The organism is Caballeronia sp. GAFFF2, from assembly GCF_023631485.1.
Classification (GTDB): Bacteria; Pseudomonadota; Gammaproteobacteria; order Burkholderiales; family Burkholderiaceae; genus Caballeronia.
On the sequence record NZ_JALQDA010000030.1, the window covers coordinates 315,175 to 337,552 of the forward strand.

General features: G+C 57.9%; 23 protein-coding genes. 15 read left to right on the forward strand and 8 right to left on the reverse strand.

From position 1 onward, the window contains the following. Complete coding sequence (locus NCT04_RS23615) at window positions 1–444, reverse strand: hypothetical protein (protein ID WP_250467952.1); 444 nt, start codon at window positions 442–444, stop codon at window positions 1–3. Window positions 445–891: 447 nt separating this feature from the next. On the opposite strand from NCT04_RS23615, the gene NCT04_RS23620 reads away from it, so the two are divergent. After that, window positions 892–1,644, forward strand: a complete 753-nt coding sequence (locus NCT04_RS23620; protein WP_250468046.1) for a FadR/GntR family transcriptional regulator — start codon at window positions 892–894, stop codon at window positions 1,642–1,644. Window positions 1,645–1,860: 216 nt separating this feature from the next. Here NCT04_RS23620 and NCT04_RS23625 read toward each other — a convergent pair whose 3' ends face one another. Together NCT04_RS23625 and NCT04_RS23630 are read right to left on the reverse strand one after the other, a co-directional pair. Further along, on the reverse strand, window positions 1,861–2,667 hold the full coding sequence (locus NCT04_RS23625; protein WP_250467953.1) for an alpha/beta fold hydrolase: 807 nt from the start codon (window positions 2,665–2,667) through the stop codon (window positions 1,861–1,863). A 52-nt stretch (window positions 2,668–2,719) separates the two neighbouring features. Then, the gene (locus tag NCT04_RS23630; protein WP_244831287.1) at window positions 2,720–3,628 is read right to left on the reverse strand and encodes an AraC family transcriptional regulator; all 909 of its coding nucleotides are present in this window, start codon (window positions 3,626–3,628) and stop codon (window positions 2,720–2,722) included. 225 nt (window positions 3,629–3,853) lie between these two features. On the opposite strand from NCT04_RS23630, the gene NCT04_RS23635 reads away from it, so the two are divergent. The 3 genes from NCT04_RS23635 (at window position 3,854) to NCT04_RS23645 (ending at window position 7,139) form a co-directional block, all read left to right on the forward strand. Further along, window positions 3,854–4,696 carry an oxidoreductase gene (locus tag NCT04_RS23635; RefSeq protein WP_250467954.1) on the forward strand — a complete coding sequence of 281 codons (843 nt, stop codon included), beginning with the start codon at window positions 3,854–3,856 and terminating at the stop codon, window positions 4,694–4,696. A gap of 162 nt (window positions 4,697–4,858) precedes the next feature. Continuing rightward, window positions 4,859–5,500, forward strand: a complete 642-nt coding sequence (locus tag NCT04_RS23640) for a carbonic anhydrase (RefSeq protein ID WP_244831288.1) — start codon at window positions 4,859–4,861, stop codon at window positions 5,498–5,500. 70 nt (window positions 5,501–5,570) lie between these two features. After that, a complete protein-coding gene (locus NCT04_RS23645) occupies window positions 5,571–7,139 on the forward strand; it encodes a SulP family inorganic anion transporter (RefSeq protein ID WP_250467955.1) in 1,569 nt (522 codons plus the stop codon). 17 nt (window positions 7,140–7,156) lie between these two features. On the opposite strand, the gene NCT04_RS23650 is transcribed toward NCT04_RS23645, so the two are convergent. Both NCT04_RS23650 and NCT04_RS23655 read right to left on the reverse strand, forming a co-directional pair. Then, window positions 7,157–7,825, reverse strand: coding sequence for an O-methyltransferase (locus NCT04_RS23650; RefSeq protein WP_250467956.1), 669 nt, complete (start codon window positions 7,823–7,825; stop codon window positions 7,157–7,159). Window positions 7,826–7,909: 84 nt separating this feature from the next. Further along, the gene (locus NCT04_RS23655) at window positions 7,910–9,187 is read right to left on the reverse strand and encodes a LysR family transcriptional regulator (protein ID WP_250467957.1); all 1,278 of its coding nucleotides are present in this window, start codon (window positions 9,185–9,187) and stop codon (window positions 7,910–7,912) included. 151 nt (window positions 9,188–9,338) lie between these two features. Here NCT04_RS23655 and NCT04_RS23660 point away from each other — a divergent pair, with 151 nt between their 5' ends. Further along, window positions 9,339–9,842: a universal stress protein gene (locus tag NCT04_RS23660; protein ID WP_250467958.1), complete on the forward strand. Its 504-nt coding sequence runs from the start codon at window positions 9,339–9,341 to the stop codon at window positions 9,840–9,842. A 6-nt stretch (window positions 9,843–9,848) separates the two neighbouring features. Here NCT04_RS23660 and NCT04_RS23665 read toward each other — a convergent pair whose 3' ends face one another. Then, window positions 9,849–10,553 carry a GntR family transcriptional regulator gene (locus tag NCT04_RS23665; protein WP_350030036.1) on the reverse strand — a complete coding sequence of 235 codons (705 nt, stop codon included), beginning with the start codon at window positions 10,551–10,553 and terminating at the stop codon, window positions 9,849–9,851. A gap of 211 nt (window positions 10,554–10,764) precedes the next feature. After that, window positions 10,765–11,538: a glutaredoxin domain-containing protein gene (locus NCT04_RS23670; protein WP_250467960.1), complete on the reverse strand. Its 774-nt coding sequence runs from the start codon at window positions 11,536–11,538 to the stop codon at window positions 10,765–10,767. 177 nt (window positions 11,539–11,715) lie between these two features. Between NCT04_RS23670 and NCT04_RS23675 the strand changes: the two genes are divergently transcribed. From NCT04_RS23675 to NCT04_RS23715, 9 genes are all read left to right on the forward strand, one after another. Further along, window positions 11,716–12,603, forward strand: a complete 888-nt coding sequence (locus NCT04_RS23675; protein ID WP_250467961.1) for a LysR family transcriptional regulator — start codon at window positions 11,716–11,718, stop codon at window positions 12,601–12,603. A gap of 42 nt (window positions 12,604–12,645) precedes the next feature. After that, a complete protein-coding gene (locus NCT04_RS23680; RefSeq protein ID WP_250467962.1) occupies window positions 12,646–13,374 on the forward strand; it encodes a GntR family transcriptional regulator in 729 nt (242 codons plus the stop codon). Between the two features lie 225 nt (window positions 13,375–13,599). After that, window positions 13,600–14,607, forward strand: a complete 1,008-nt coding sequence (locus tag NCT04_RS23685) for an ABC transporter substrate-binding protein (RefSeq protein ID WP_250467963.1) — start codon at window positions 13,600–13,602, stop codon at window positions 14,605–14,607. Between the two features lie 92 nt (window positions 14,608–14,699). Continuing rightward, window positions 14,700–15,476: an ABC transporter ATP-binding protein gene (locus NCT04_RS23690; protein ID WP_250467964.1), complete on the forward strand. Its 777-nt coding sequence runs from the start codon at window positions 14,700–14,702 to the stop codon at window positions 15,474–15,476. Next, window positions 15,473–16,231 carry an ABC transporter permease gene (locus tag NCT04_RS23695; RefSeq protein ID WP_250467965.1) on the forward strand — a complete coding sequence of 253 codons (759 nt, stop codon included), beginning with the start codon at window positions 15,473–15,475 and terminating at the stop codon, window positions 16,229–16,231. The genes NCT04_RS23690 and NCT04_RS23695 overlap by 4 nt, the downstream gene beginning before the upstream one ends. Further along, window positions 16,228–17,004, forward strand: a complete 777-nt coding sequence (locus NCT04_RS23700; protein ID WP_244831300.1) for an ABC transporter permease — start codon at window positions 16,228–16,230, stop codon at window positions 17,002–17,004. The genes NCT04_RS23695 and NCT04_RS23700 overlap by 4 nt, the downstream gene beginning before the upstream one ends. A 2-nt stretch (window positions 17,005–17,006) precedes the next feature. Next, the gene (gene leuC / locus NCT04_RS23705; RefSeq protein ID WP_250467966.1) at window positions 17,007–18,425 is read left to right on the forward strand and encodes a 3-isopropylmalate dehydratase large subunit; all 1,419 of its coding nucleotides are present in this window, start codon (window positions 17,007–17,009) and stop codon (window positions 18,423–18,425) included. Further along, window positions 18,422–19,039, forward strand: coding sequence for a 3-isopropylmalate dehydratase small subunit (leuD, locus tag NCT04_RS23710; RefSeq protein ID WP_250467967.1), 618 nt, complete (start codon window positions 18,422–18,424; stop codon window positions 19,037–19,039). The genes leuC and leuD overlap by 4 nt, the downstream gene beginning before the upstream one ends. 35 nt (window positions 19,040–19,074) lie before the next feature. Continuing rightward, window positions 19,075–19,947, forward strand: a complete 873-nt coding sequence (locus tag NCT04_RS23715; protein WP_244831303.1) for an isocitrate lyase/PEP mutase family protein — start codon at window positions 19,075–19,077, stop codon at window positions 19,945–19,947. A gap of 15 nt (window positions 19,948–19,962) precedes the next feature. Here the strand turns inward: NCT04_RS23715 and NCT04_RS23720 are convergent, their stop codons facing one another. Next, window positions 19,963–21,339, reverse strand: a complete 1,377-nt coding sequence (locus NCT04_RS23720; RefSeq protein ID WP_250467968.1) for a GntT/GntP/DsdX family permease — start codon at window positions 21,337–21,339, stop codon at window positions 19,963–19,965. A gap of 296 nt (window positions 21,340–21,635) precedes the next feature. Here NCT04_RS23720 and NCT04_RS23725 point away from each other — a divergent pair, with 296 nt between their 5' ends. Beyond that, window positions 21,636–22,358 (forward strand): haloacid dehalogenase type II, encoded by a 723-nt coding sequence (locus NCT04_RS23725; RefSeq protein WP_250467969.1) that lies wholly within the window; start codon window positions 21,636–21,638, stop codon window positions 22,356–22,358. Window positions 22,359–22,378 lie beyond the last annotated feature (20 nt).

Consider the following 22,378-nt stretch of genomic DNA (forward strand, 5'->3'; position numbering starts at 1 on the left):
TCAGGCCGCCGCGACTTCCGCGTCGATATCGTCAGTGCCCAGGCGCGAGAAGATATCGCATACGGCGCGCATTTCGGCTTCGTCGCGAATGCTGACGAATACTCGGGTTATACCGTATGCAGCGGATTCATCGTTATCGAAGCCAGGTAGGATGTCATCGCTGCCGGTCGATGCAATCCCATACCCGCCGTCGGTGGCGGCTAGATCGGCATAGCCTGCAAATTCGGCGGTGATCCACTGCGTCGGTGAACTGGCGCTCAGTTCCATGCTGGCGGTGAAATCGGCGAATCCGGACATGCTCGCGACGCGAACGCGGTCGCTCGTGATGCCCTCCGCCTTGAGGTCTTCCAGTGCTTCGTCCAACTTGCGGGAGCCAAAAAAAGCTCCGGTCACTTCACGCATCATTGCTTGTCTCCTTGCTGCCCACGTGGTGCCGCGCTCCACGAAGGCGTTCGCACGAACGCAACTTGGAGGCTCTAAGCACACCGGTTGGCCGCGTAATCGGAGAGTGAGAGGCGCGACGCGGTAAGCCGGTGAACCGCTTCAGGGAGGCTCGCGAGTGCGCGAGGTGATGGCGAATCCAACGGATGCGGACGAGGATTCGCGAGCCTTCGATCGGAAGTCGACCTCTTGAAAGCGAGGCGCGCGCCTTGAATGCTTACATGCCTTGCAAAACATGACACACGCGCTTTGACTTCAAGCGGTACTTGAACTTTACGCTCGGTGAAATGGTTGATCAACAGTTTGTTACATTTTTAGTTGCCTGAACCATAACGGTTTTTTGTGTTTTGCATTGAGGGCTTAAGGCATTTTGTATTCGATCAGGCATCAGTCGTCGTACAAGCAAGTCTGCGCCCCTATAATGACTCGTCTACCTTTTTCAATCGCCCTATGTCACCAGCTCTCGCAGCCGGCGGTCTTCGCCGCTCTCGCAATCTGACCGAGGAAGTTGTCGCCGAACTTTCGGAACGGATTCGCAGCGGCGCGCTTCAGCCTGGCGACAAGCTTCCGACCGAATCGGAGATCATGGCGCAACTGGGCGTTAGCCGTACGGTCGTACGAGAATCGATATCGCGCCTTCAAGCGGGGCGCCTGGTTCAAACGCGTCATGGCATTGGCACTTTTGTACTCGAAGCGACCGATAACGATCGCTTCCAGATCGAAGCTGCGGGCGATCTCACCGTGCGCGACGTCATGGCCATCCTCGAACTGCGCATCAGTCTCGAAGCCGAGGCCGCAGGTCTCGCGGCAATGCGGCGAAGCGAAGAGAATCTGAAGCACATGCGTCATGCTCTGGACGAGTTCGAGCGGCACATTGCAGAAGGCACGGGCAACGCGGTTGCCGCAGACGTCGCATTTCACCTCGAGCTTGCCAAGGCTACGGGCAACCGTTATTTCCACAGCATCCTTAGCCAATTGGGCAACACGATCATTCCACGCACGCGTGTAAATTCCGCGGCGCTTGCGCATAACGATCCCGGCAGTTACCTCGATCGCGTGAACCGCGAACACGAGGATATCTACGACGCCATCGAGCGGCGTGATCCGGAAGCTGCCCGCGCAGCCATGCGCATGCATTTGTCGAACAGCCGCGAACGCTTGCGGCGGTCACAAGAAACAGCGGTTAAGCCTGCGGAGGCTTGAGCCGCATTTCGTCCTTCGGGCGAATTGTTTGTTCAAGCAGTCAGCCCCTAAGGGTTTGCTCGCTCGAGACGAACAACGTCGATTTGACCGCAATAAAAGATGCATTGGACCGACTGCGATCGTCTGCCCAAAACGCGCGGCACGGTCACTTAATCGCCGTGCGGGCTTGCGCGATGGCATCATGGCGCAGACGGCCTGTCGGTTGATCGCTCGGCTTCACGGCAGAGACGAGCGGGTAACGAAATCTGCAATTGCATCATTGACCGCCTGAGTGGCATCCCTATGCGGTGAATGTCCGCAAGCCGCTAGCTTGACGAGATGAGTGTGGCTCACGGACGCCTTGATCTTGTCGATCTGAAGCATCGACGCGTATTCATCGTCGTGGCCTTGTATCGCGAGCAATGGCCGTTTGATCGAGCGAATTGCATCTGTGATGTTCCAACGCAGAAATTCCGGATTGAGCCATGCGTCGTTCCAGCCATAAAAGGCGGAGTCTGCGTCCTCATGGTAGCCAGCGAGCTTTGCTCGCAACGCACCGTGCTCATAGGCGCTTCGCACTTCCTTTATGGCTTTGACTGTGATCGCTTCCACGAACACATGTGGTGCAAGCACGATCAGTCCGGCAAGCGCTTTGGGAAAAGTGCTCGCGTAAAGCAGTGCGATTGTCCCGCCGTCGCTATGGCCTACGAGCCACATGCGAGAACGTTCGAACGCATTTATCTTGAGCGCATCTAGAAGCGCAAGCAATATCTTCGTCGCCTGACGATGCATGAAGGTCACAGGCCACTTTTCATGCGGAGGGCGCGGCGTCGACCGTCCATAGCCAGGACGCGAATAGACGAGACCACGGCAGTTCATTCGGTCGCATAGCCGCTGCGGCCAGTCTTTCCACAATGCGACTGAACCCAACCCCTCATGCAGAAATACCGCGATTGGAGCATCGATGCGCGAAGGATTGATCCACTTATATTCGATGCGCAACGGATACGGTCCGCAGTTCAGTTCGACGAAGGCTTCGTTCATGCGTTTGGTAGCAGGATTGATCTGCGTGGAAGATTAACAGACGATCCACGCATCAATGCGATGAAACGTAGCCCGAACCCGGTCCGGGATCTGGCAGCGCGAAACTGTCTTTGAGACGCTGGGCTTCATCGACGGGACTGCGCCCAAACAAACGCTTGAATTCGCGGCTGAATTGCGAAGCACTTTCGTAGCCCACTTGCGCCGATGCGACGGCTGCGGTGACATCGTTCCGCACCATGAGCAGCCGCGCCTGATGCAGCCGGGTCGACTTCAGATATTGCATTGGTGACGTATTGGTCACGGTCTTGAAATGCAAATGGAACGCGGGCACGCTCATGTTGGCTTCGCTTGCAAGCAGCGCAACATCGAGCGGCTCATCGAAACTTTGATGGATCTTGCGCAATGCTCGCGCGACTTTCCCGAACTGACCTTGCCGTGTCAAAGCCGCGCGCACCGAAGGACCTTGTTCGCCCGTCAACACTCGAAAATAAATCTCGCGCACGAGAGCCGGCCCAAGAACCGGACCTTCGAGCGGGTCACTCATGGTTTCGAGAAAGCGCAGAACCGTCGCGCCGAGTTGTTTGTCCAGCGGCGTTGAGATCATGCCGTGAGGTTCGGACGTTACGGTTGCGCCGTGTTCATCGAGTTGCATGATCAACTCTGCTGCAACGTTGAGATCGAGCCGGAAATAGATGGCAAGCAAAGGTTTTTGCGCGCTGGCATCCGTCTCCATGGAAAAGGGTACGGGCACCGACACGGCCAGGTAATGCTGCTCATCGTATAGATAAACTTGCTCGCCGAAATAGCCACGCTTGCGGCCCTGACAGACGATAACGATGCCCGGGTCATAAAGTACCGGCGTGCGACGCAGTGGTCTGTTCGAACGCAGAAAACGCACGTCTGGCAATGCTGTGAGGTTATAGCCTTCCAAAGGGGCAAGCCGCATCAGCAGCTCGATCATGCGGCGTCTGGTTTCGGTGGCTAGTGTTCGGCGGGTGATCACGGTGGCTCCGGCAAGATGTGTCGACAGCCCTTAATTTGCCAGCTTTGCAGCCGCGAATCCATACGCCAATAGCTTTAGGCAAACATGCGAGAAGAACCGGCGTATCAAGAACGATGCGCGCTCTCTAATATTGGACAGGTGTTGCGGCATGGTGCGCGCGACGAGTCGGATAGGAGAGTTCACATGGAAAACACAAACGGCAAGACGTTTATCATCACCGGCGTGAGTTCGGGTTTTGGACGCGCTTTCGCGCAAAGCGCGCTGGATGCAGGACACACGGTTATCGGCACGGTTCGCAATGGTGACGCCCTCAAGGAATTCGAGGCTATCAAGCCCCGATCGGCACATGGAGTCGTGCTCGACGTGACGGCGTTCGACCGCATAGGCCCTGTTGTCGAGGAAGTAATGCGCACATACGGCCCGATCGATGTGCTCGTCAATAACGCAGGCTATGGCCACGAAGGCACACTTGAAGAATCGCCGCTGGAAGAAATGCGCCGGCAATTCGATGTCAACGTATTCGGTGCGGTCGCCATGATCAAAGCCGTATTGCCTTCCATGCGGGAGCGCCGTGCCGGCCACATCATCAATATCACGTCCATGGGCGGCTTCATCACGATGCCGGGCATTGCGTACTATTGCGGCAGCAAATTCGCGCTGGAAGGCATTTCAGAGACGTTGGCCAAAGAGGTCAAGGACTTCAACGTTAGGGTAACGGCCGTTGCGCCCGGATCGTTTCGTACCGATTGGGCTGGGCGCTCGATGGTCAGAACGGAGCGCAGCATCGCAGACTATGACGCGCTATTCGACCCGATCCGCGCGGCACGTGAGGCCAAGAGCGGCAAGCAATTGGGCGATCCAGCCAAGGCCGGCCAAGCCTTGCTAAGCCTCATCGAAGCCCATGATCCACCTGCGCATCTTCTTCTTGGGAGCGATGCAATCTCTCTTGTCAAAACGAAGCTAGTGGCGCTCAACGAAGAAATCGACAAGTGGGAGCATTTGTCGCGCTCGACCGATTTTTCTTGAGCGTGTCTTAGCGTCGTCCAAGGAAAATCTCAAGAGAAATAAATAGCGAGGCGAATTATTTTCTCTTGGACGGCGCTGAACTTTCTCGGCGAAAGTGATTCGTAAGGATTCGCTGCACTGCAACGCGGGTGCAATCCATCGAATGCTCGTCATGAGAACGCCATGAATCGACCGAAACGCATGCTTCTAGAAAACATTGCCTGGGCTCGCGAAACCGCGCAGGCGGACACGCAATTTTTCCCACGCCTTGCAGAGGGGCAAAACCCCAAGGTGTTGTGGATCGGGTGTTCCGATAGTCGCGTGCCTGCCGAAACGATCACGAACGCTAACCCCGGCGATCTTTTCGTTCATCGCAACATCGCGAACTTGTTCTCGCCGTCGGACGACAACACTGTGAGCGTCCTTGAATATGCGGTGCGAGTGCTGAAGGTCGATCATGTGATCGTATGCGGACATTATGGATGCGGCGGTGTGCGAGCATCGTTGTTGCCGCTCTTGAATGAAATACCGCACGTCAATCGCCGTATTGCCCCGGTGTGCGCTTTAGGCGAGCGGCATCGACGTGAACTCGACGACTTGGAAGAGTTCGATGCGCGCGCTGATCGCCTTGCGGAACTCAATGTGCTCGAACAAGTGCGGCTTCTGCGTCAGACGCGGATCGTAATCGATCGCGACGAGCCGCCGCTCGTGCACGGCTGGATTTTCGGCCTGCACGACGGGCTTATCAAAGTGCTTGCCTCCGGCTATGACGCGCCCCGTATGGTGCCGTTGTACGCGGAAGTCGTCGAAGCCGCCGGACGCTGATTCGATCGTCGCTCATTTCATGCTGCGTGAATTCGTTAAACGTAGCAGGCACCCACATGGCTAAATCCTTATGAACCTTAGCAATCGTCTAAGCCAGTTCCCGCGCGACCTGTTCGCCGGCACAGTCGTATTTCTCGTAGCGATGCCTCTGTGTCTTGGCATTGCCAATGCGTCGGGCGTGGAGCCCTTTGCGGGGCTTTTGTCCGGAATCATAGGCGGCATTGTCGTGGCATTGCTTAGCGGCTCGCAATTGAGCGTAAGCGGGCCGGCAGCGGGGCTTATCGTCATCGTGGTCGATGGCATCGCGGGACTAGGCAGTTTTTCTGCATTTCTACTCGCGGTGCTTTTGTCGGGCGCAATTCAATTCGGCTTTGGCTTGCTTAAGGCGGGACGTTTTGCAGCGTATGTGCCGTCGTCGGTGATCAAGGGCATGCTTGCGGCCATTGGCTTATTGCTCGTCATCAAGCAGATACCCCTGGCCGCGGGCTTCGCCAATGCAGGCGCACCAGCCGCGAGCGGACCGGGCTTGCTCGATACGCCTTTCGGTCCGGTATCTTTCGCTGCTTGTGCCGTGGCCGTGATGTCCCTTGTCATGCTCGCTGGCTGGGAAACGCGCGCCATGCGACGTTTTGCCGTGGTGCGCGCCGTGCCCGCGCCGCTTGCCGTGGTGGCGTTCGGTATCAGCGTAATGCTTTTACTCGACATGTTCGCGCCGGGCTTGGCTCCGCCCGCGCAACATCGCGTGGCATTGCCTTCGCTTGAAACGTTCGCAGCATTCACGAATGCGCTTGAATTGCCCAACTTCTCGCAATTCGTCAACCCGGATGTCTGGCGTCTCGCATTCACGCTTGCCATCGTCGCGAGCCTTGAAACATTGTTGAGCCTGGAGGCGGTCGAGCAACTCGATCCCAAGAAACGTAGTGCACATCCCGATCGCGAATTGAAAGCGCAAGGCATTGGCAACATGATGGCGGGCGCTATCGGCGCATTGCCAATTACATCGGTCATCGTGCGTAGCTCGGCCAACGTTCACGCCGGCGCGCAAAGTCGCTGGTCTTCATTCGTACATGGTGTCTTGCTGCTTGCAAGCGTCTTTGCGTTGACGAGCGTGATCAACCTCATTCCGCTTGCATGTCTGGCTGCGATATTGATTTTTACCGGGCTCAAGCTTGCCAAGCCGTCGCTGTTTGTCGCCATCGCCAGACAAGGCTTCGAGCGATTTGCACCCTTCGTCGTGACAATTGTTGGCGTGTTGCTGACCGATCTGCTCATGGGTATTGTGCTTGGCATCGCATGTAGTCTCGTGCTTGCCGTGCGCGCAAATCTCAAGCGGCCGATCACGATGACGCAGCACGACGATCATTACCTGCTCTCGTTTCGAAAGGACGTGTCGTTTCTCGGCAAGGTCGCGCTAAAGCATCTTCTGCGCTCCATTCCTGACAACGCGACTGTCATTCTCGATGCTTCTCGTGCGGACCATATCGACCCGGACGTACGCGAGATCATCGATGACTTCGTGAGCGAAGCACCCGCCAGAGGCATGCATGTCGAGTGCAGGCAAATGCCGCTTGCAGAAGCGCGGCTTGCCATGCCGCGCATGCGTTCCCGCTGGCAGCAGTGGAGAAGGCGCCCGGCTTGAGCTTCTAATAAAGCTTGCTAGCTCGTTACGATGGACAGCGAGAATCCGTCCCATCCCTTGCTGCCCACCGTTTGCACGGCGGTGGAGGAGAGCCGTGGATCGGTTGCGAGCATGTCGAAAAAGGCGCGCAATCCGATCACATCGGGCTCGGTGCTGTCAGCATCGGCGATACGGCCACGACGGATGATGTTGTCGCCAACGATCGCCGTGCCCGGCTTGCTAAGGCTCAACGCGAGACGCAGATATTCGGGATAGCTTTTCTTGTCGGCATCGATGAATATGAAGTCGAAAGGGCGCATGCCTTCGCGCACGAACCCTTCAAGCGATGCGGCCGCCGCGCCGACCACGACTGTTGCAACCGAAGCAAGTCCAGCGCGTTCGAGATTCTTGCGCGCCACCTCGGCGTAGTCGGGATTGGCCTCAAGCGAAAGCAGCGTGCCGTCAGGCGGCAGGGCGCGTGCGAGCCAGATGGTGCTGTAGCCGCCTAGCGTGCCTATTTCAAGGATATAGCGTGCGCTACGCAGGCGTGCGAGCAGGTTCAGCAGCTTGCCCTGATTCGGTGCGACATTGATGGGGGGCAGTCCCGACGCATTGCTCGCCGCGAGCGCTGCTTCGAGTACCTCGTCGTGTGCCTGGGTTTGCTGGCACAGGTAGGCGTCCATCGCATCCCATTGCTGCTGGTCCATCCGAAATCCTCGTCTTGAGCGAACTGCCACGATACTCTGCCCGCCGATATGCATGCAAAAAACCACGCGGTGGCATTCAAAATTTTAAACACGATGCGTTGTGCCGGTCTCCTTCCGCGCCGTTTCACGCCGCAATGTATGGCCGACCTCGTCCACCGTCAGCCGAATGGCGTCGATCAGCGCTCGGGCAGCTGGCGAGGGAGTGCTACCGGCGCGCAAGGTCAGACCGATATCGCGTTTTGTATTTTGCATCGCTATGTCGAGCACCATGAGCTGGCCCGACTCGCATTCATAATGCAATTGCTGCGCTGAGACCGCCGCGAGCATGTCGGTGTTCATCAGCAAACCGCGAATGACCGCGAGGTCGGCGGTTTCGACGGTCGGCATGGGCGGCTTCATTTTCCATCGCTTGAACTGCGCCTCGAACATGCCACGCGCGGGGGCGTGGCTGCGCGGCAAAATCCATTGTGCCGAGACGAGTTCCTTAAGAGTGAGTCCGTCGATTTCGGCAAGCGGATGACCACGCCGCCCGATCACGACCATGTCCTCCGACATGAAACGTTCGTTAGTCAAACCGCTCGATGCATCGTTCTGCCGAAGCGCGCCGAGCACGAAATCGATATCGCCCGCCCGCAAGCCGGCAACGAGCGTCTCATAGGCGCTTTCGTCGGTGATGATGCGCACGCCCGGATATTGCGCGGCCACTCTCGCTATCGCGCCCGGCAGGATCAACGTACGCCCGAGCGGCAGCGAACCGACCGTGACGAAGCCCTGAATCGTCCCGCGTAATGCAGCGATATCGTCGGGAATATGGCGCAGTTCGTTAAGCGCGCGACGCACGTGCAAGACAAAAGTTTCGCCTTCGCTCGTGAGCAGCAAGCCGCGCGGGCTGCGATAAAAAAGCTGCATGCCCGCGCCCGTTTCCATTATGCGAATGGCGCTAGACACCGCGGGCTGACTAAGGCCGAGCGTCTGCGCCGCGCTCGGCATATGTCGATGACGCGCCAGCGCGGAAAACAACTGGAGGCGCCGCGTGTTCAGCAGAAACGCCGGCAGGCCGTCGCCGCTGCTGGCGCGGCGCCGTGACTGGCGCGCTGCACACCACTGTGCAAGAGTTTCCAGCTCCGTGAAGATGCGTTCGCAACGCAGAAGAACGGCGCGGCCGGCCGGCGTAGGAAGCATGCCCGATGACCGGCGTTCGAGCAGCGTCTCGCCAACGGAGGCTTCGAGTTCCTGTAGCGAGCGCGTGACCGCTGACTGAGCGCGGAACAAAGCGACGGCGGCGCGCGTGGCGCTGCCCGTCTGCGCAACGAGCCGGAAAGCACGCAGATAGGCGAGATTGAGCAGTTCGCGATGGTCCATTCGAGCCGCAATGAGGGTAGAAGCCTATCAGTTTAATTTATCGCCCCGACGTGGTGCATTCAGAATGCAATCTCCTCACTGTTTGCTAATTCTTGACGACGATGATGACGACATGCACCAACCAACAAACGTATCGACAGGAGCTAGCGCCATGTACCAACATATTCTCGTCGCCGTGGGTCCTGGCTTCAGCGAAGCCGCGTTGTCCGTCGCGATCGCGCGTTCACGTGAATGCAATGCCCGGCTGACCATGCTGCATGTCATCGACAGCGCTCCGTGGTGGACGGCATCGCAAGCGGATGTGATTTGCTGCGATACGGTCGATCTCGTCAACCAGCTTGCGCTCGTCGTCTATCGCAGTAGCACCAAGATGCTGGAGGAGGCAGGGGTCGAAGCTCACTGGGAGACGCGCAGAACGCCTGTCGATGGTCACAACGTCGGACGTATCATCGCAGAGGCTGCAGACGAGCTCGAAGCGGATCTCATCGTGCTCGGTGGCGGCAAGCGCAGTCTCTTTGGCATCGGCGTGCGACGCGTAAGCCATGTGGTGTGCCGTCATACCGACCGTGAAGTGCTGATTGCGTCGGAGCGCGCGAATGAGCGGGCTTGCACTGAAACTCTGTCACGCACGGTGTGGGAAGCAAGTCACGCGTAATCGGTCTCACACGTCGAGAATCCGGTAGCGTTGCAGGGCTTCGATCTGCGTTTGAAGGCTCCGTGCGCGATGTTCACGGCAAAGCATTTCGGCATTCGTGGCATCGCCTTTTCGCAACGCGGTGATGACATCGCGCAGGACGCTGGTGCTTGCGTCGTCAAGCTTGATGAGCTTTAGCGTGAGTTCGCGCACGCGGCGCACCTGATCGGCACATTCACCGACTATTTGCGCCAGCCTCGGGTTGTCGCTCATTTCGACGAGGTGTGCATAGAAAAGCTCGCATGCCGCCGCCCACGCATCGCGATCGTCTTTAGCAAAAGCGCGCTCCATATCCGCGCAGGATTTTTCGAGTGGTTTGATATCGCGCGCGCTTGGTTTGCGCGAAGCTACTGCTGCCACCGCAGTTGCTTCGAGACTTGTCTGCACCTGGAAAACTTCTTCGAGATCCGCCATCGACACATTGCGCACGCGCACACCGTGACGTGGAATGATCTGTACGAGATGTTCGTTTTGCAGTCTGATGAGCGCCTCGCGAACGGGTGTGCGGCTTACGCCGAACATTTCTACCAGTTCTTGCTCGAGCAATTGCGTACCCGGGCGCAGCTCGTTGCGCAGGATCATCTCGCGAATTCTCTGATAGACCGTAGCGGTCGATTTTTCTCGCGGCTTGCTGATCGCTTCGGCGGTCCGGGCTTCAGCCATGATGGGCATTCCAGATGCGTTATCGCCCGGGCATGGACGAAAATCCGCCTTGGAAGACGGACGGAATGCCTTACATTATAAGAGAAGAAGCGCCTTGTATCGCTCAACGTATACGTTATGCCGCGGCGAAAAGGCGGATGATTTGCTTAACATCAGACTAAAAAAAGCCGCCCTAGGCGGGCGGCTGAATGGGCCTGCTCGCTTCCGTCTTGGCCTGAAATTATCTGTCCCAGACTTCGTCCGGCAAAGGCAGGCCCCCGAGGTCGTCCGCGCTCAAGGGTCGGTCCACAGTGACTCCTTCGCTTTCAAGCATGAGCATTACCTGCCGGGTGTGTTGCGCGCTATGCCATGCAGTGCGTTCAAGCACTTCGTGCATTGAGCGGCGGCCGTAGTAAGTCGGCACGTCATAGGCAAGCGTGCGATCGGTTTCCTGTTCCCACCACTTTAGTAGTTCGACGCGCACGCTTTCTCCCCAACGCGCGATGTCTTCTGCGGTCCAATTGTCAGGCGGCACATCGTCAAAGCCCTCGAAGCGCAATTCAATCTGATGCGCGGCTTGCACACCCATTTCGGCGACGCGGAATACGTGAAACGTCAAACCAGCCGGCGTGCGATTGCGATTACGGAACGGCTGTCGAAAATGCTCAAGACCGAACTGCCTCGCATAGCGCGCGTTCGACTCGAGTACGTGCGCGAGCTTTGCGATGAGCTGTTCGGGAGGCAACGGCGGCGCTGCCGTGGTCTTGAGATCGAGAAAACGGATGACGTCGTTGATGGATTGGCAAAACGTGTATTTCTGCCCGAGCGCGACCACCGGAACGCTACGTGCACCAAGCGCCAAGAGCGCCGCGCGGCCTTCCGGATCGTTATGCACGTCAATCGATTCGTATTCGATGCCTTGACGCGTGAGAAATTCCTTGGTCCGCAGACACGACGAACATCCCGGTTGCCAGAACACGCGAATACGCGTGGCTTGAGCGACTTCGGCTTCCATTTTCATGCTCCTAAGGTCAAGGCCTTCAACGACGTCCTGGAGCTAATTCTGTTTGATGCGGTGAGTGTCGCAAAGCAACGCTTCGTCATGCCGCCATCGCGATATGCGATGACGAGTCAATTTTCAGTACACTGCGATTGCCGCTCTTAACGATCATCAACGGCCTGAACAAGCCCTATGCATTCGATCGATCCGCTTTCGCTGAGACTCTTCGTCGCGGTCGCCGAGGCAGGCACCATTGCCGCCGCGGCTGAACGTGAACACATTGCGGCAGCTGCGGTAAGTCGACGTATCAGCGAGATTGAAGCCATGTTCGGCGTGCCTTTATTGCATCGCACGAATAAGGGCGTAGTGCCGACCGAAGCGGGTGAACGACTCGCTGCTTTGGCGCTTAGCGCGCTGCATCATTTCGACGATATTGCCCTGCAAATGCGCGACTTCACCAATGGCCTTAGTGGTATGGTGCGCATCGCGGCGAACAACTCGTCCATCGTGCAATTCCTGCCTCAGGATATTCAGTCTTTCGCGGCCAGTCATCCCAATGTTCGCTTGCAAGTGGACGAAAAGCCCAGTACGCAAGTCGTGCGCGCGATCGCCGATAACGCGGCCGACATAGGCGTCTTTACAGCCGTGCCGCATGGTCGTGCTATTCAGACCCTTCCTTATCGTACCGACAATCTCGTGCTCGTCACGCCGCCGGGTCACGCGCTTTCGCTAAGAAATTCGATAGCTTTCGCCGAAGCACTAGACTTCGAATTCGTCGTCTTGCCAGCCGATACCGCTATAAGCCAATGTCTTACGCGAGCCGCGAACGAAGATGGCCGCGCCGTCAACGTGCGCATTCAGGTGACAGGCTACGATGCCCAATGTCTGATGATCGGTGCAGGCCTTGGTCTTGGTGTCATGCCCGATGCAGTCGCACGCCAACATGCAAGGTCCTCGGGACTCTGCGTCATCGCTTTAACGGATAAATGGGCCGCGCGTGAACTCTTGATAGGAATGCGCTCGCTCGATGCCCTGCCCGAAGCCTGCAGAAAACTCGTCGCGCATCTGGCAGCCGTATAACGTCATTTGCCGGTGCTAACATCGGCTAAGGAGACGCAAATCATGAGCGCCACGCGCGTAAAGATCGTGCAGGACGAGCCACCGGTCGCAACCGCTAACGGAACGAAACCCGTCAAGCGCAACACGACCGAGCTTGCATATGCCGAATTGCGCCGCAGAATCATCGAAAGCGAATTGACGCCTGGTTCCTACATGCTCGAACAGGAACTCGGTTTGATGCTGGGCTTCAGCCGCACGCCGATTCGCGAAGCCGCAATTCGTCTGCAGGGCGAGGGACTCGTGCAGATCGTGCCTAGGCATGGCATTCGTATCGTGCCAAATTCCATCTCCGACATCAGGAACATCTACCAGGTCCTCATCAGCCTGGAATCGACGGCTGCCAGCCTTATTGCGTCGAAGAAGGGCGTGGACATCACACCCCTTGTCACCGCGTGCGAGGCGATGAGCGCGGCATACGAACGCGGCGACATGTTGGCTTGGGCTGCCGCGGACGAAGTCTTTCACGAAACGCTCGTTGCGCTTAGCGGGAATACCCGCTTGCAAAGCGTGGTCATGAATTGTCGCGATCAAGTGCATCGCGTGCGACGCTTTACGCAAATGGTCAAACCGCATCCGCAACCCGTGAAATCCGTGCAGGAGCATTACGGCATCATCGACGCGATTCAATGCGGCGATGCGGCAAAGGCAAGCGCGCTATATCGTGCACATCGAGAGCGTGGCTGGCGCGACCAAACGAGCGTACTGCAACAATTCGGCATTCAACAGGCTTGAGGCAGCGCCTTCCTAAGGCGCGCGACAAGAGTCGAGCCAGCTCGAGCACGGGTATGTCCGCCCCCGGCATTTCTGGACTTCAGAGAATTTAATGCATACATTAACTTGCACGGTTAAGCCTCCCGTGCGAGTTCGATTTGCCGCGCGGCTCAATAGCCCGCTCAGTCAAGAAGCCTAAAACATAGTGCGGCCGCATGCGCCAAGCACGATGCGAGACCGCCCAACATGGATGGAGACGCCTACATGTCTGGAATACGGAGAATCGCCCGTAGTGTTCTTTTAATGTCTCTCGCTGCCGCGTCCATTTGCGCGACGCATGTGCAGGCCGCGCCGCTTACCGTGACGCATTGGGGTGACGGCATGTATGGCGTGCCTTTTGCGGTCGCCATGGAAAAAGGCTTCTTTAAGGAAGCCAACGTGGACGTAACAGGCTTCATCACATCGGAAGGCGGCGGCACCACCGTGCGCAATGCGATGGCTTCCGAAATTCCTTATGGCGAGGTCGCCCTGCCGGCCGCTATTTCCGCAGTCAAACAAGGTGTCGACCTGACAATTGTGCATGGCGGCGTGCAGAGTCTCGCCGACCTTGTCTGGGTGGAACTAAAGAACGGCACCATCACCAACATCAAACAAATGAAGGGCAAGACTATCGGCTATAGCAGCCCGAAGTCGACTACGGATACGGTCGTGACGATTGCGTTAGACCGTGCAGGTCTCGCAGGCCAAGTGCAGCGCAAGCCGGTCGGTAGTTCTAGCGGTATGCTGACTTCGCTGCAACAAGGCGCTGTCGATGTCGCTTACATGACGGAGCCTTCCTATAGCGGGAAAAAAGATCAGTTGCGCATAGCTTTTCGCTCTTCCGATATCGTGCCTAACGAGACACAGACCGTGGGCATCGTGCGCACCGACTATCTCAAGTCGCATCCCGAGGTGATACGCGGAATTATCAATGCGCGTCGCAAGGCGGTGCAGTACATTGCCGCGCACCGTGAAGAATCGGCGCAGATTCTGGCGAAGCAATACAAGATGGACCCCGCTGTCGCGACGTCGGCGGTCAATAACGTGCTCGAGTCCGATCCGAAATACTGGAGCGAAGGAAGCTTCGATCGCAAAGGCATGGAAGAAGTGCTCAAGGGCCTGATACTCGTCAAGGCCATTCCGGAAGGCCCGTTCGATTGGTCGAAGATCGTCGACGAGTCTCTGCTTCCCGCCGATCTGCAAACGAAAAAGTGAGGCACGCGATGAGCGTATTGTCACGTCGCACGCGAATTTCCGTTGTTTCCACAGACGCTGCGACACAGGCGGGGGATCGTGTGCAAGCGCGCGTGACCGATGTCACGCGCATTTATCCCGGCATTGCAGGCAAGCCTCCTTTTCATGCGCTCGGCCCCGTAAGTTTGGAATTGCGCGCGGGTGAATTCTTTTCGGTTGTCGGCCCTTCCGGTTGCGGTAAGTCCACTTTGCTGGATGTGCTCGCAGGCCTTAATCCCGCAAGCGGCGGCACTGTCGAATTCGAAGGGCATGCAGTGGGACGCGAGGTTCCGGATGGCGTGGCCGTCGTGTTTCAGGAAGACGCGAGCTTTCCATGGCTCAACGTCTTTGACAACGCAGCCTTTGCGGCGCGTCGCGCAGGCGTGGCAGAGAACGAAGTAAAGGCGCGCGTCGATCATGCATTGTCTTTCATGGGTCTCAAGTCTTTCGCGCGTGTTTATCCCGCGCAACTCTCAGGCGGAATGCGGCAACGCGTTTGCATTGCGCGCGCCATGGTCGTGCGTCCGCGTCTCATGTTGCTCGACGAACCATTCGGCGCATTAGATCAGCAGACACGTCTCCTCATGGGCGATGAAATGCTCAAGCTTTGGCGCGATACGGGCGCGACCATCATGCTCATTACGCATTCGATCGACGAAGCGGTGCTGCTGTCCGATCGCATTGGTGTGATGTCGGCGTGTCCGGGACGCTTCATATCGACCATTGAAACCGGCTGGCCGCGTCTTCGCGACAGCAAGATCGCACTCGATGCGCGCTTCGGCGAACTGACCGCGCAAGTGTGGGGGCTGTTGCGCGAAGAGGCCATGAAAGCGCTAGGGAGCCAGTCATGAGCGTTGCCGCACGCTGGCGCGTGGGAATAGTCATCGGCTTCATTTTGTTGCTGGAGATAGCGACTCGTTTTGCATGGATCAATCCTGTCTCATTCATTCCGCCTTCGCGTATGGCGGTGAGCGCCTGGGACATTCTCGCGTCAGGGCAATACACCGTGGATATCGTGCAGACGCTTAGCAGCGCATTGCTGGCTGTCGCGCTTGCGGTGGTAGTGGGCTTTATCGGCGGCGTGTTGCTGTTCAGATTGCCGCGCGCAAGGCGTGTGCTGGACCCCTTGCTGCTTTCCTACTATGCGGTGCCCGTCTTCGTGCTGTATCCGATCTTGATCGTGATCTTCGGCTTGAACCGCTGGCCTCTGGTTGGCATCGGGTTTCTCTTTGCGGTCGTCGCCATGGCCGTAAATACTTTGAATGGTCTTGAACGTGTGCCTCGTGTGCTGTTGCGCACGGCGCGCGTATGCCGCTTAAATACGCTAGACGAGGTGCGCCTCATCACCTTGCCCGCGAGTCTTCCGTTCGTATTTACAGGCATCAAGCTCACCGTGGTCTACGCGTTCATCGCGGTGGTAGCGGGTGAATTCGTGTTGTCCGGGTCGGGCTTCGGTTATCAAATCGCATTCGCCTACAACGCGTTCGACAATTCGACGATGTACGGCCTCATGCTCCTGATGCTGATCTTCGTTGCCACGCTCAACGCCCTTTTACGCACAGCGGAAACGCGTCTCTATCGGCGCATCAGAAGGGAGGCCGCATGAGCACTGTCGTCGTCACGCATACGGCAAGGCCGCGACACACGCGGCGATGGATGGACGCGCTCGTGCTCGTCGTGGTGCTGGTCGGGCTTTGGCAAGGCGCAAGCGGGTGGCTTGGCCCCGATGTGCTGACCACGCCGCTGCATACCGTCCAACGTGCAATGCATATAGTCAGCGACCCGGATTTTCCGGAAAGCCTCTATGTCACATCGCTTGCCTTTGCTTCGGCGTTCGCCATCTCTGCCGTAGCAGGCGTTTTTCTCGGTCTGTTTCTTGGCGTGCGACGCTTGGCCGGTGAGGTGATGGAGCCGCTAATGATGGGCTTTTATTCCATTCCCAAGGTCACGCTTTATCCGGTCGTGCTGCTCGCTTGCGGTCTCGGGTTATGGGCCAAGATCGTATTCGGTGTGATACACGGGATCGTTCCGATTACGCTCTTCACCATGAATGCGGTAAAGAATATGCCGCCTATCTACGCACGCGCGGCCCGCACTTACCGCATGAACCCGATGGATTTCGCGCGTCATGTGTTGCTGCCCGCATGCGTGCCTGAAGTCGTAGCGGGACTGCGCATCGGCTTTTCGCTTACCTTGCTTGGCACGCTTATCGGCGAGATGTTCGCGTCGCAAAGCGGTATCGGCCGCATGTTGATGATCGCCATGAACCGCAACGAAACGAGCACGATCATGGCGCTTGCGCTCATGCTTTTCGTGTTCGCCACACTGGTAAATCTCATGTTCCTAAAATGGCAGCGTCATCTCACGCATAGCGATTGATCATGCATACGCTCTTCGACAAGTTGTGGGACAGTCATACCATTGCTCATCTCGCAGGTGGCGCCGATCTGCTGCACGTGGATCGTCATCTGATGCACGAGCTCACCGGCGTGGAAGCGGTCCGCGTGCTTGAAAAGCGCGGCCTTGGCGTGGATAGTCCCGCGCTTACCTTCGCCACCGTCGATCATGTGATTTCGACGGCCCCAGGACGCCGCGCAGGCGATGCCGACTGGAGCACCGAGATGGTCGAATCGATGCGCACGCAGATGACGCATCACGCGATTCCCATCTTCGACATAGGCCAGGCAGGCCTTCAGGGCATCGTGCATGTGATCGGACCGGAGCTCGGCCTTTCTTTGCCAGGAACGTCCATCGTTTGCGCGGATAGTCATACATGCACGCATGGTGCAATGGGCGCGCTTGCCTTCGGTATCGGTTCGACGGAGGTCGTGCATGTGCTTGCGACGCAAACCATTCGACAGAAGCGCCCAAAGACGATGCGTGTGCGCTTCAATGGCAAGCTGCGCGAAGGCGTGACCGCAAAGGACATGATTCTGTATCTCATCGGAAAGATCGGCGCGGCTGGCGGCACGGGCTATGCCGTCGAATACGCGGGCGATGCGGTCGAAGCATTGAGCATGGAAGGCCGCCTCACACTGTGCAATCTAAGCATCGAGCTGGGGTCCAAGTTTGGCCTCGTCGCGCCCGATAAAATTACGTTCGCTTATCTGCGCGACAAGCCTTATGCACCGCAAGGCGAGCAGTTCGACCAGGCTGTCGCCGACTGGAGGATGCTTGCAAGCGATTCGGAGGCACAGTTCGATCGCGAGATCGGTATCGATGCGTCGTCCATCGGCGTACAGGTCACGTGGGGCACGAGTCCCGAACACGTGATTGCGCTGGACGATGTCATACCCGACCCCGCATCGCTCGATGATGAATCGCGCCGTCATGCCGCCGAAAATGCGATCGACTACATGGGCGTGCGTGCCGGACAGCATCTGGATGAACTAAGCGTGGACCGCGTATTCATAGGCTCGTGTACGAATAGCCGCATCGAAGACTTGCGTGCGGCAGCACATGTGGTCCATGGTCAGCATGTCGCCAGCAACGTGAAGGCTTGGGTCGTGCCGGGATCGCTCACGGTGGCGCGTCAAGCCGAGCAGGAAGGGCTCGATGCGATCTTCCGTGCCGCTGGCTTCGAATGGCGCGAGCCGGGCTGTTCGATGTGCGTGGGCGCAAATGGCGACGTGGTTGGGCGTGGCGAACGTTGCGTATCGACCTCGAATCGCAATTTCATTGGCAGGCAAGGTCCCGGTGCGCGTACGCATCTGGCTAGCCCTGCAGTTGCCGCAGCTAGCGCCATTGCGGGGCATATCGCCGCGCCACGTGTGCGTCAAACGGAAGGGGCGTCGCAATGAAAGCGGTGACGATCATCTCCGGAGCAGCGGCTCCGCTCATGCGAGATAACGTCGATACGGATCTCATCATCCGCATCGAAAGAATTTCGCAACTCGTGCGCGGACAGTTGGGACCCTATCTGCTCGAGACTTTGCGTTATCGCGGCGACGGTCCGCAAAGTGGTGAACGTGAGGACTTCGTTCTCAATCAGCCCGCATTCAGAAGTGCATGCACAGTCCTCGGTGGTAGCAACTTCGGTTGTGGCAGCTCGCGCGAAATGGCGGTGTGGGCGCTGGAGGAAGCGGGTATTCGATGCGTCATCGCTTCATCGTTCGGCGACATCTTCTATAACAACTGTCTTCAGAACGGACTGCTTCCTGTGCGACTCGACGCTGCCGAGATCGAGCGCATAGCGGTTGCTGCTAGCGATGGAACGCCCATCGAGGTCGATCTCGGTGTGCTCGAAATTCGCGCCCATGGGTTGGAAACGATTCACTTCGAATTCGATCCGGCACAGCAGCGAGGGCTTCTGGAAGGACTCGACGAGATCGATCAGACGCGCCTTCTTAAAGACGATATTGCGCGCTTTCTTTTGAGGGATCGAAAAGCGCGCAGTTGGGCTTACTTCGCTTGACACATCGACATCATTCAACTTGCCGGAGAATCATCTTGACCCGTTCAGCCCGTTTTCGCGAATTATTTAAAGAGGGCCCATTCGTCTGCATGGGCGCGCACGATGCGTTGACCGCGATGCTGGCGGAACAGGCCGGCGCCAAGTCGCTATACGTTAGCGGTTTCGTTGCATCCGGCGTGATTGCAGGGCAGGCGGATATCGGCGTACTCTCGCAGACGGAAATGTTCGAGCATATCCGCCGCATTTGCCGCGTGACGACAGTGCCCATATTCGCGGATGCCGATACGGGCTACGGCGGCATCCTAGACGTGCAGCGCACGATCCGTCTATGGGAAGAAGCGGGCGCATCGGTGCTGCATCTCGAAGATCAAGCATTGCCCAAGAAATGTGGACACTATGCGGGCAAGCAGCTCGTATCGAAGGACGAGATGGTGCTCAAGTTGCGCGCAATGATCGAGGCGCGCACCGATCCGGACTTCTTCATCGTGGCCCGTACGGATGCGATTGCAGTAACCGGAATCGACGATGCGATCGCGCGGCTCGAAGCCTACGCCGAAGCAGGCGCGGATGGCCTCTATGCCGATGCGCCCGAAAGCCTCGAACACATGCGCGAGCTCACGCGTCGTCTCAAGCCGTTAGGCAAGCCGATTCTTTTCAATCAGGCGCGAACGGGAAAGAGTCCGTTCGTCTCGATGAAAGAGGCCTACGAAATAGGCTTCGATTACACCCTCGCCCCAATCGAGTCGATGCTTGCCATGCATAAAGCTGTCAAGGAAGTCATGATCGACTTCATGCGCGAAGGCACGACAGATGCCATTGCAGACCGGCTCACGACCTTCGAGGAATACAACCGCTTTGTCGGGCTCGACAAAGCGATGGAAGTCGAGAAGCACTTTGCGACCTCGTAAAGATTAAAGACATCGCTAGTTGAGCAGCGCCCACAAGGCGAGGGTCAGCACGAGTCCGACGACCGACACGATGGTCTGCAAGACCGACCAAACGGCTACGGTGCGCTTGAGCGTTAAGCCGAAATATTCGCGCACCATCCAGAAGCCCGCGTCGTTGACGTGACAGAAGAACACGGAGCCGGCGCCGATGGCAAGCGCCATCAACGAGTTGTGCGTGGCAGACAAGCCGCTAACCACGGGCGCCACGATACCGGCTGTCGTCGTCGTGGCGACTGTTGCCGATCCGGTGGCTTGCCTTAGCGCCACTGCGATCAGCCACGCAAGCAAGACCAGCGGCAGATGCGCGCCCACGGCGATCTTGCCGATCGTCGTGCTGATACCCGCGGCGACGAGTGTCTGCTTGAGTCCACCGCCTGCGCCGATGGTGAGCAGAAGCGCCGCGATTGGCGGCAGGCTATTGCGCAAGATGCCGCCTACGCGATCGCGCGCCATGCCGCGCGACCAACCGAGCATCACGATGGCGAAGAGTACCGTTAGAGCAAGCGCAATCAACGGTTCGCCTACGAAGTCGAGCGTGTCGTAAAGCAGCGTGTCCTTGGTAAGCGCGAGCTTGGCGATCGTGCGGCCGAGCATCATCACGACGGGTAGGAGTATCGTGATAAGCGAGATTGCGAAGCCCGGTGTCGCTGCGCCATCCGCATGCTCGGTAAAGAGTTTGCCCATCTCTTCTGGCTCTTCGACATGCATGCGCTTCGAAAGCCAAATGCCGTAGAGCGGACCCGCCAGAATCACGGCCGGCAGCGCAACGATCAAACCGAGCCCGAGGGTCAGTCCCAGATCTGCATGCAATGCGCTCACGGCAATGAGCGGCCCTGGATGCGGCGGTAATAATGCATGCAAAGTCGTCATGCCGGCGAGCGCGGGGATCGCGATGCGCAGGATCGGCTGCTTGGAGCGCCGTGCCATCACGAAGATGATCGGCACCATCATTACAAGGCCCACTTCGAAGAAGAGCGGCAGGCCCACGATGATCGCGACGAGCGCCATCATCCACGGCAGACTGCGGGGCGTGGAAAGATCGAGCAGGGTCGTCACCAACCGATCCGCTGCCCCCGACTCGGCCATCAGCGCACCGAGCATGGCGCCGAGCGCGATGATGATGCCGACATCGCCGAGCAACGCCCCCGCACCCTTGCTAAAGGCCTGCGCAATGGCTTCCAACGGTTGATGCGCAGCGAAACCGGCAACGAATGTACCCACTAGGATAGACAGGAACGGCGCGAGCTTGAGAACGCCGATTGAGAGGATGATGACCGCAAGGCCGAGCGCGCAGGCGATCAGAAGCTGAGTATCGTGGGCTGACCACGAAGCAAGAGTTGTCGTTGGGTTCACAGTGACTTTGTGCTGGCGCGCGGCGGCGGCATGCCGGAGCGCTTACGGTTTGCTTTCGTCCGCTCTTGAGCAGACGCGAGGCCTCGTCGTAATAGCATTTTTTTTCGCGATGGTCAAAATATGGCGTCGTCACGTTTTGCATTCGGTGTCTTGCATGATGCATGCAATCGACAGAATGCAGTTTCATTCAACGCGCTTTGGCCATACTGCGAACAGTCTTACGCGGTAGAACCAAGCGCAGGGAGCTGTGGCCTTGCTAGACTAGCTTTGAGAACTAAAGCCAACGGAGAAGTCTCGTGACCCAGCCCTTAGTAAAGGCTTTCGTATTCGACGTTTTCGGTACCGTGGTGGACTGGCGCGGCGGCATAGCGCGGGAAGCTGCGTCGTTTCTAAACGCTCTCGGTCAAGCGAACGCATCGCCGGAAGCGTTTGCCGATGCATGGCGCAGTCGCTATGCACCCGCAATGCAGAAAGTCCGCAGTGGCGAAAGACCGTTCGTAAGGCTGGATGTCTTGCATCGAGAAAATCTGGACGACGTGTTGCCCGAATTCGGCATCGACAAAGATGCCGTTCCAACGCATGTGCTCGATGAGTTGAATCTCGCGTGGCATCGTCTGGACCCTTGGCCCGATTCCGTAAAAGGACTTGCGCGCCTCAAGACGCGCTACATCATTGCGCCGTTATCGAACGGCAATATCAAGTTAATGGTGGACATGGCGAAACACGGTGGTCTGCCATGGGATGCGATTCTCGGCGCGGAAACAGCGCAGGCTTATAAGCCAACGCCGCAGGCTTATCTGCGTGCGGTCGATGCGCTCATGCTCAAGCCTGAAGAGGTGTGCATGGCGGCGGCCCATAATAGCGATCTCGTCGCGGCAAGAGCGTGCGGCCTGAAGACTGCGTTTATCGCTCGGCCTTATGAGCACGGTGCGGGACAAACCACAGACCTCAAAGCAGAAAGCGATTGGGACTTCATCGTGAACGACTTGAACGAACTGGCTGATGCAGCCGGCGCTTGAATGGCGACTCAAGGCGATGA

What these genes read in the sequence shown, in the direction of transcription:
- NCT04_RS23620 (WP_250468046.1), top strand. Translation starts at nt 892, where the DNA reads ATGTCACCAGCTCTCGCAGCCGGCGGTCTTCGCCGCTCTCGCAATCTG.
- NCT04_RS23625 (WP_250467953.1), bottom strand. Translation starts at nt 2,667, where the DNA reads ATGAACGAAGCCTTCGTCGAACTGAACTGCGGACCGTATCCGTTGCGC.
- NCT04_RS23630 (WP_244831287.1), bottom strand. Translation starts at nt 3,628, where the DNA reads ATGATCGAGCTGCTGATGCGGCTTGCCCCTTTGGAAGGCTATAACCTC.
- NCT04_RS23635 (WP_250467954.1), top strand. Translation starts at nt 3,854, where the DNA reads ATGGAAAACACAAACGGCAAGACGTTTATCATCACCGGCGTGAGTTCG.
- NCT04_RS23640 (WP_244831288.1), top strand. Translation starts at nt 4,859, where the DNA reads ATGAATCGACCGAAACGCATGCTTCTAGAAAACATTGCCTGGGCTCGC.
- NCT04_RS23645 (WP_250467955.1), top strand. Translation starts at nt 5,571, where the DNA reads ATGAACCTTAGCAATCGTCTAAGCCAGTTCCCGCGCGACCTGTTCGCC.
- NCT04_RS23650 (WP_250467956.1), bottom strand. Translation starts at nt 7,825, where the DNA reads ATGGACCAGCAGCAATGGGATGCGATGGACGCCTACCTGTGCCAGCAA.
- NCT04_RS23655 (WP_250467957.1), bottom strand. Translation starts at nt 9,187, where the DNA reads ATGGACCATCGCGAACTGCTCAATCTCGCCTATCTGCGTGCTTTCCGG.
- NCT04_RS23660 (WP_250467958.1), top strand. Translation starts at nt 9,339, where the DNA reads ATGTACCAACATATTCTCGTCGCCGTGGGTCCTGGCTTCAGCGAAGCC.
- NCT04_RS23665 (WP_350030036.1), bottom strand. Translation starts at nt 10,553, where the DNA reads ATGCCCATCATGGCTGAAGCCCGGACCGCCGAAGCGATCAGCAAGCCG.
- NCT04_RS23670 (WP_250467960.1), bottom strand. Translation starts at nt 11,538, where the DNA reads ATGGAAGCCGAAGTCGCTCAAGCCACGCGTATTCGCGTGTTCTGGCAA.
- NCT04_RS23675 (WP_250467961.1), top strand. Translation starts at nt 11,716, where the DNA reads ATGCATTCGATCGATCCGCTTTCGCTGAGACTCTTCGTCGCGGTCGCC.
- NCT04_RS23680 (WP_250467962.1), top strand. Translation starts at nt 12,646, where the DNA reads ATGAGCGCCACGCGCGTAAAGATCGTGCAGGACGAGCCACCGGTCGCA.
- NCT04_RS23685 (WP_250467963.1), top strand. Translation starts at nt 13,600, where the DNA reads ATGGATGGAGACGCCTACATGTCTGGAATACGGAGAATCGCCCGTAGT.
- NCT04_RS23695 (WP_250467965.1), top strand. Translation starts at nt 15,473, where the DNA reads ATGAGCGTTGCCGCACGCTGGCGCGTGGGAATAGTCATCGGCTTCATT.
- NCT04_RS23700 (WP_244831300.1), top strand. Translation starts at nt 16,228, where the DNA reads ATGAGCACTGTCGTCGTCACGCATACGGCAAGGCCGCGACACACGCGG.
- leuC (WP_250467966.1), top strand. Translation starts at nt 17,007, where the DNA reads ATGCATACGCTCTTCGACAAGTTGTGGGACAGTCATACCATTGCTCAT.
- leuD (WP_250467967.1), top strand. Translation starts at nt 18,422, where the DNA reads ATGAAAGCGGTGACGATCATCTCCGGAGCAGCGGCTCCGCTCATGCGA.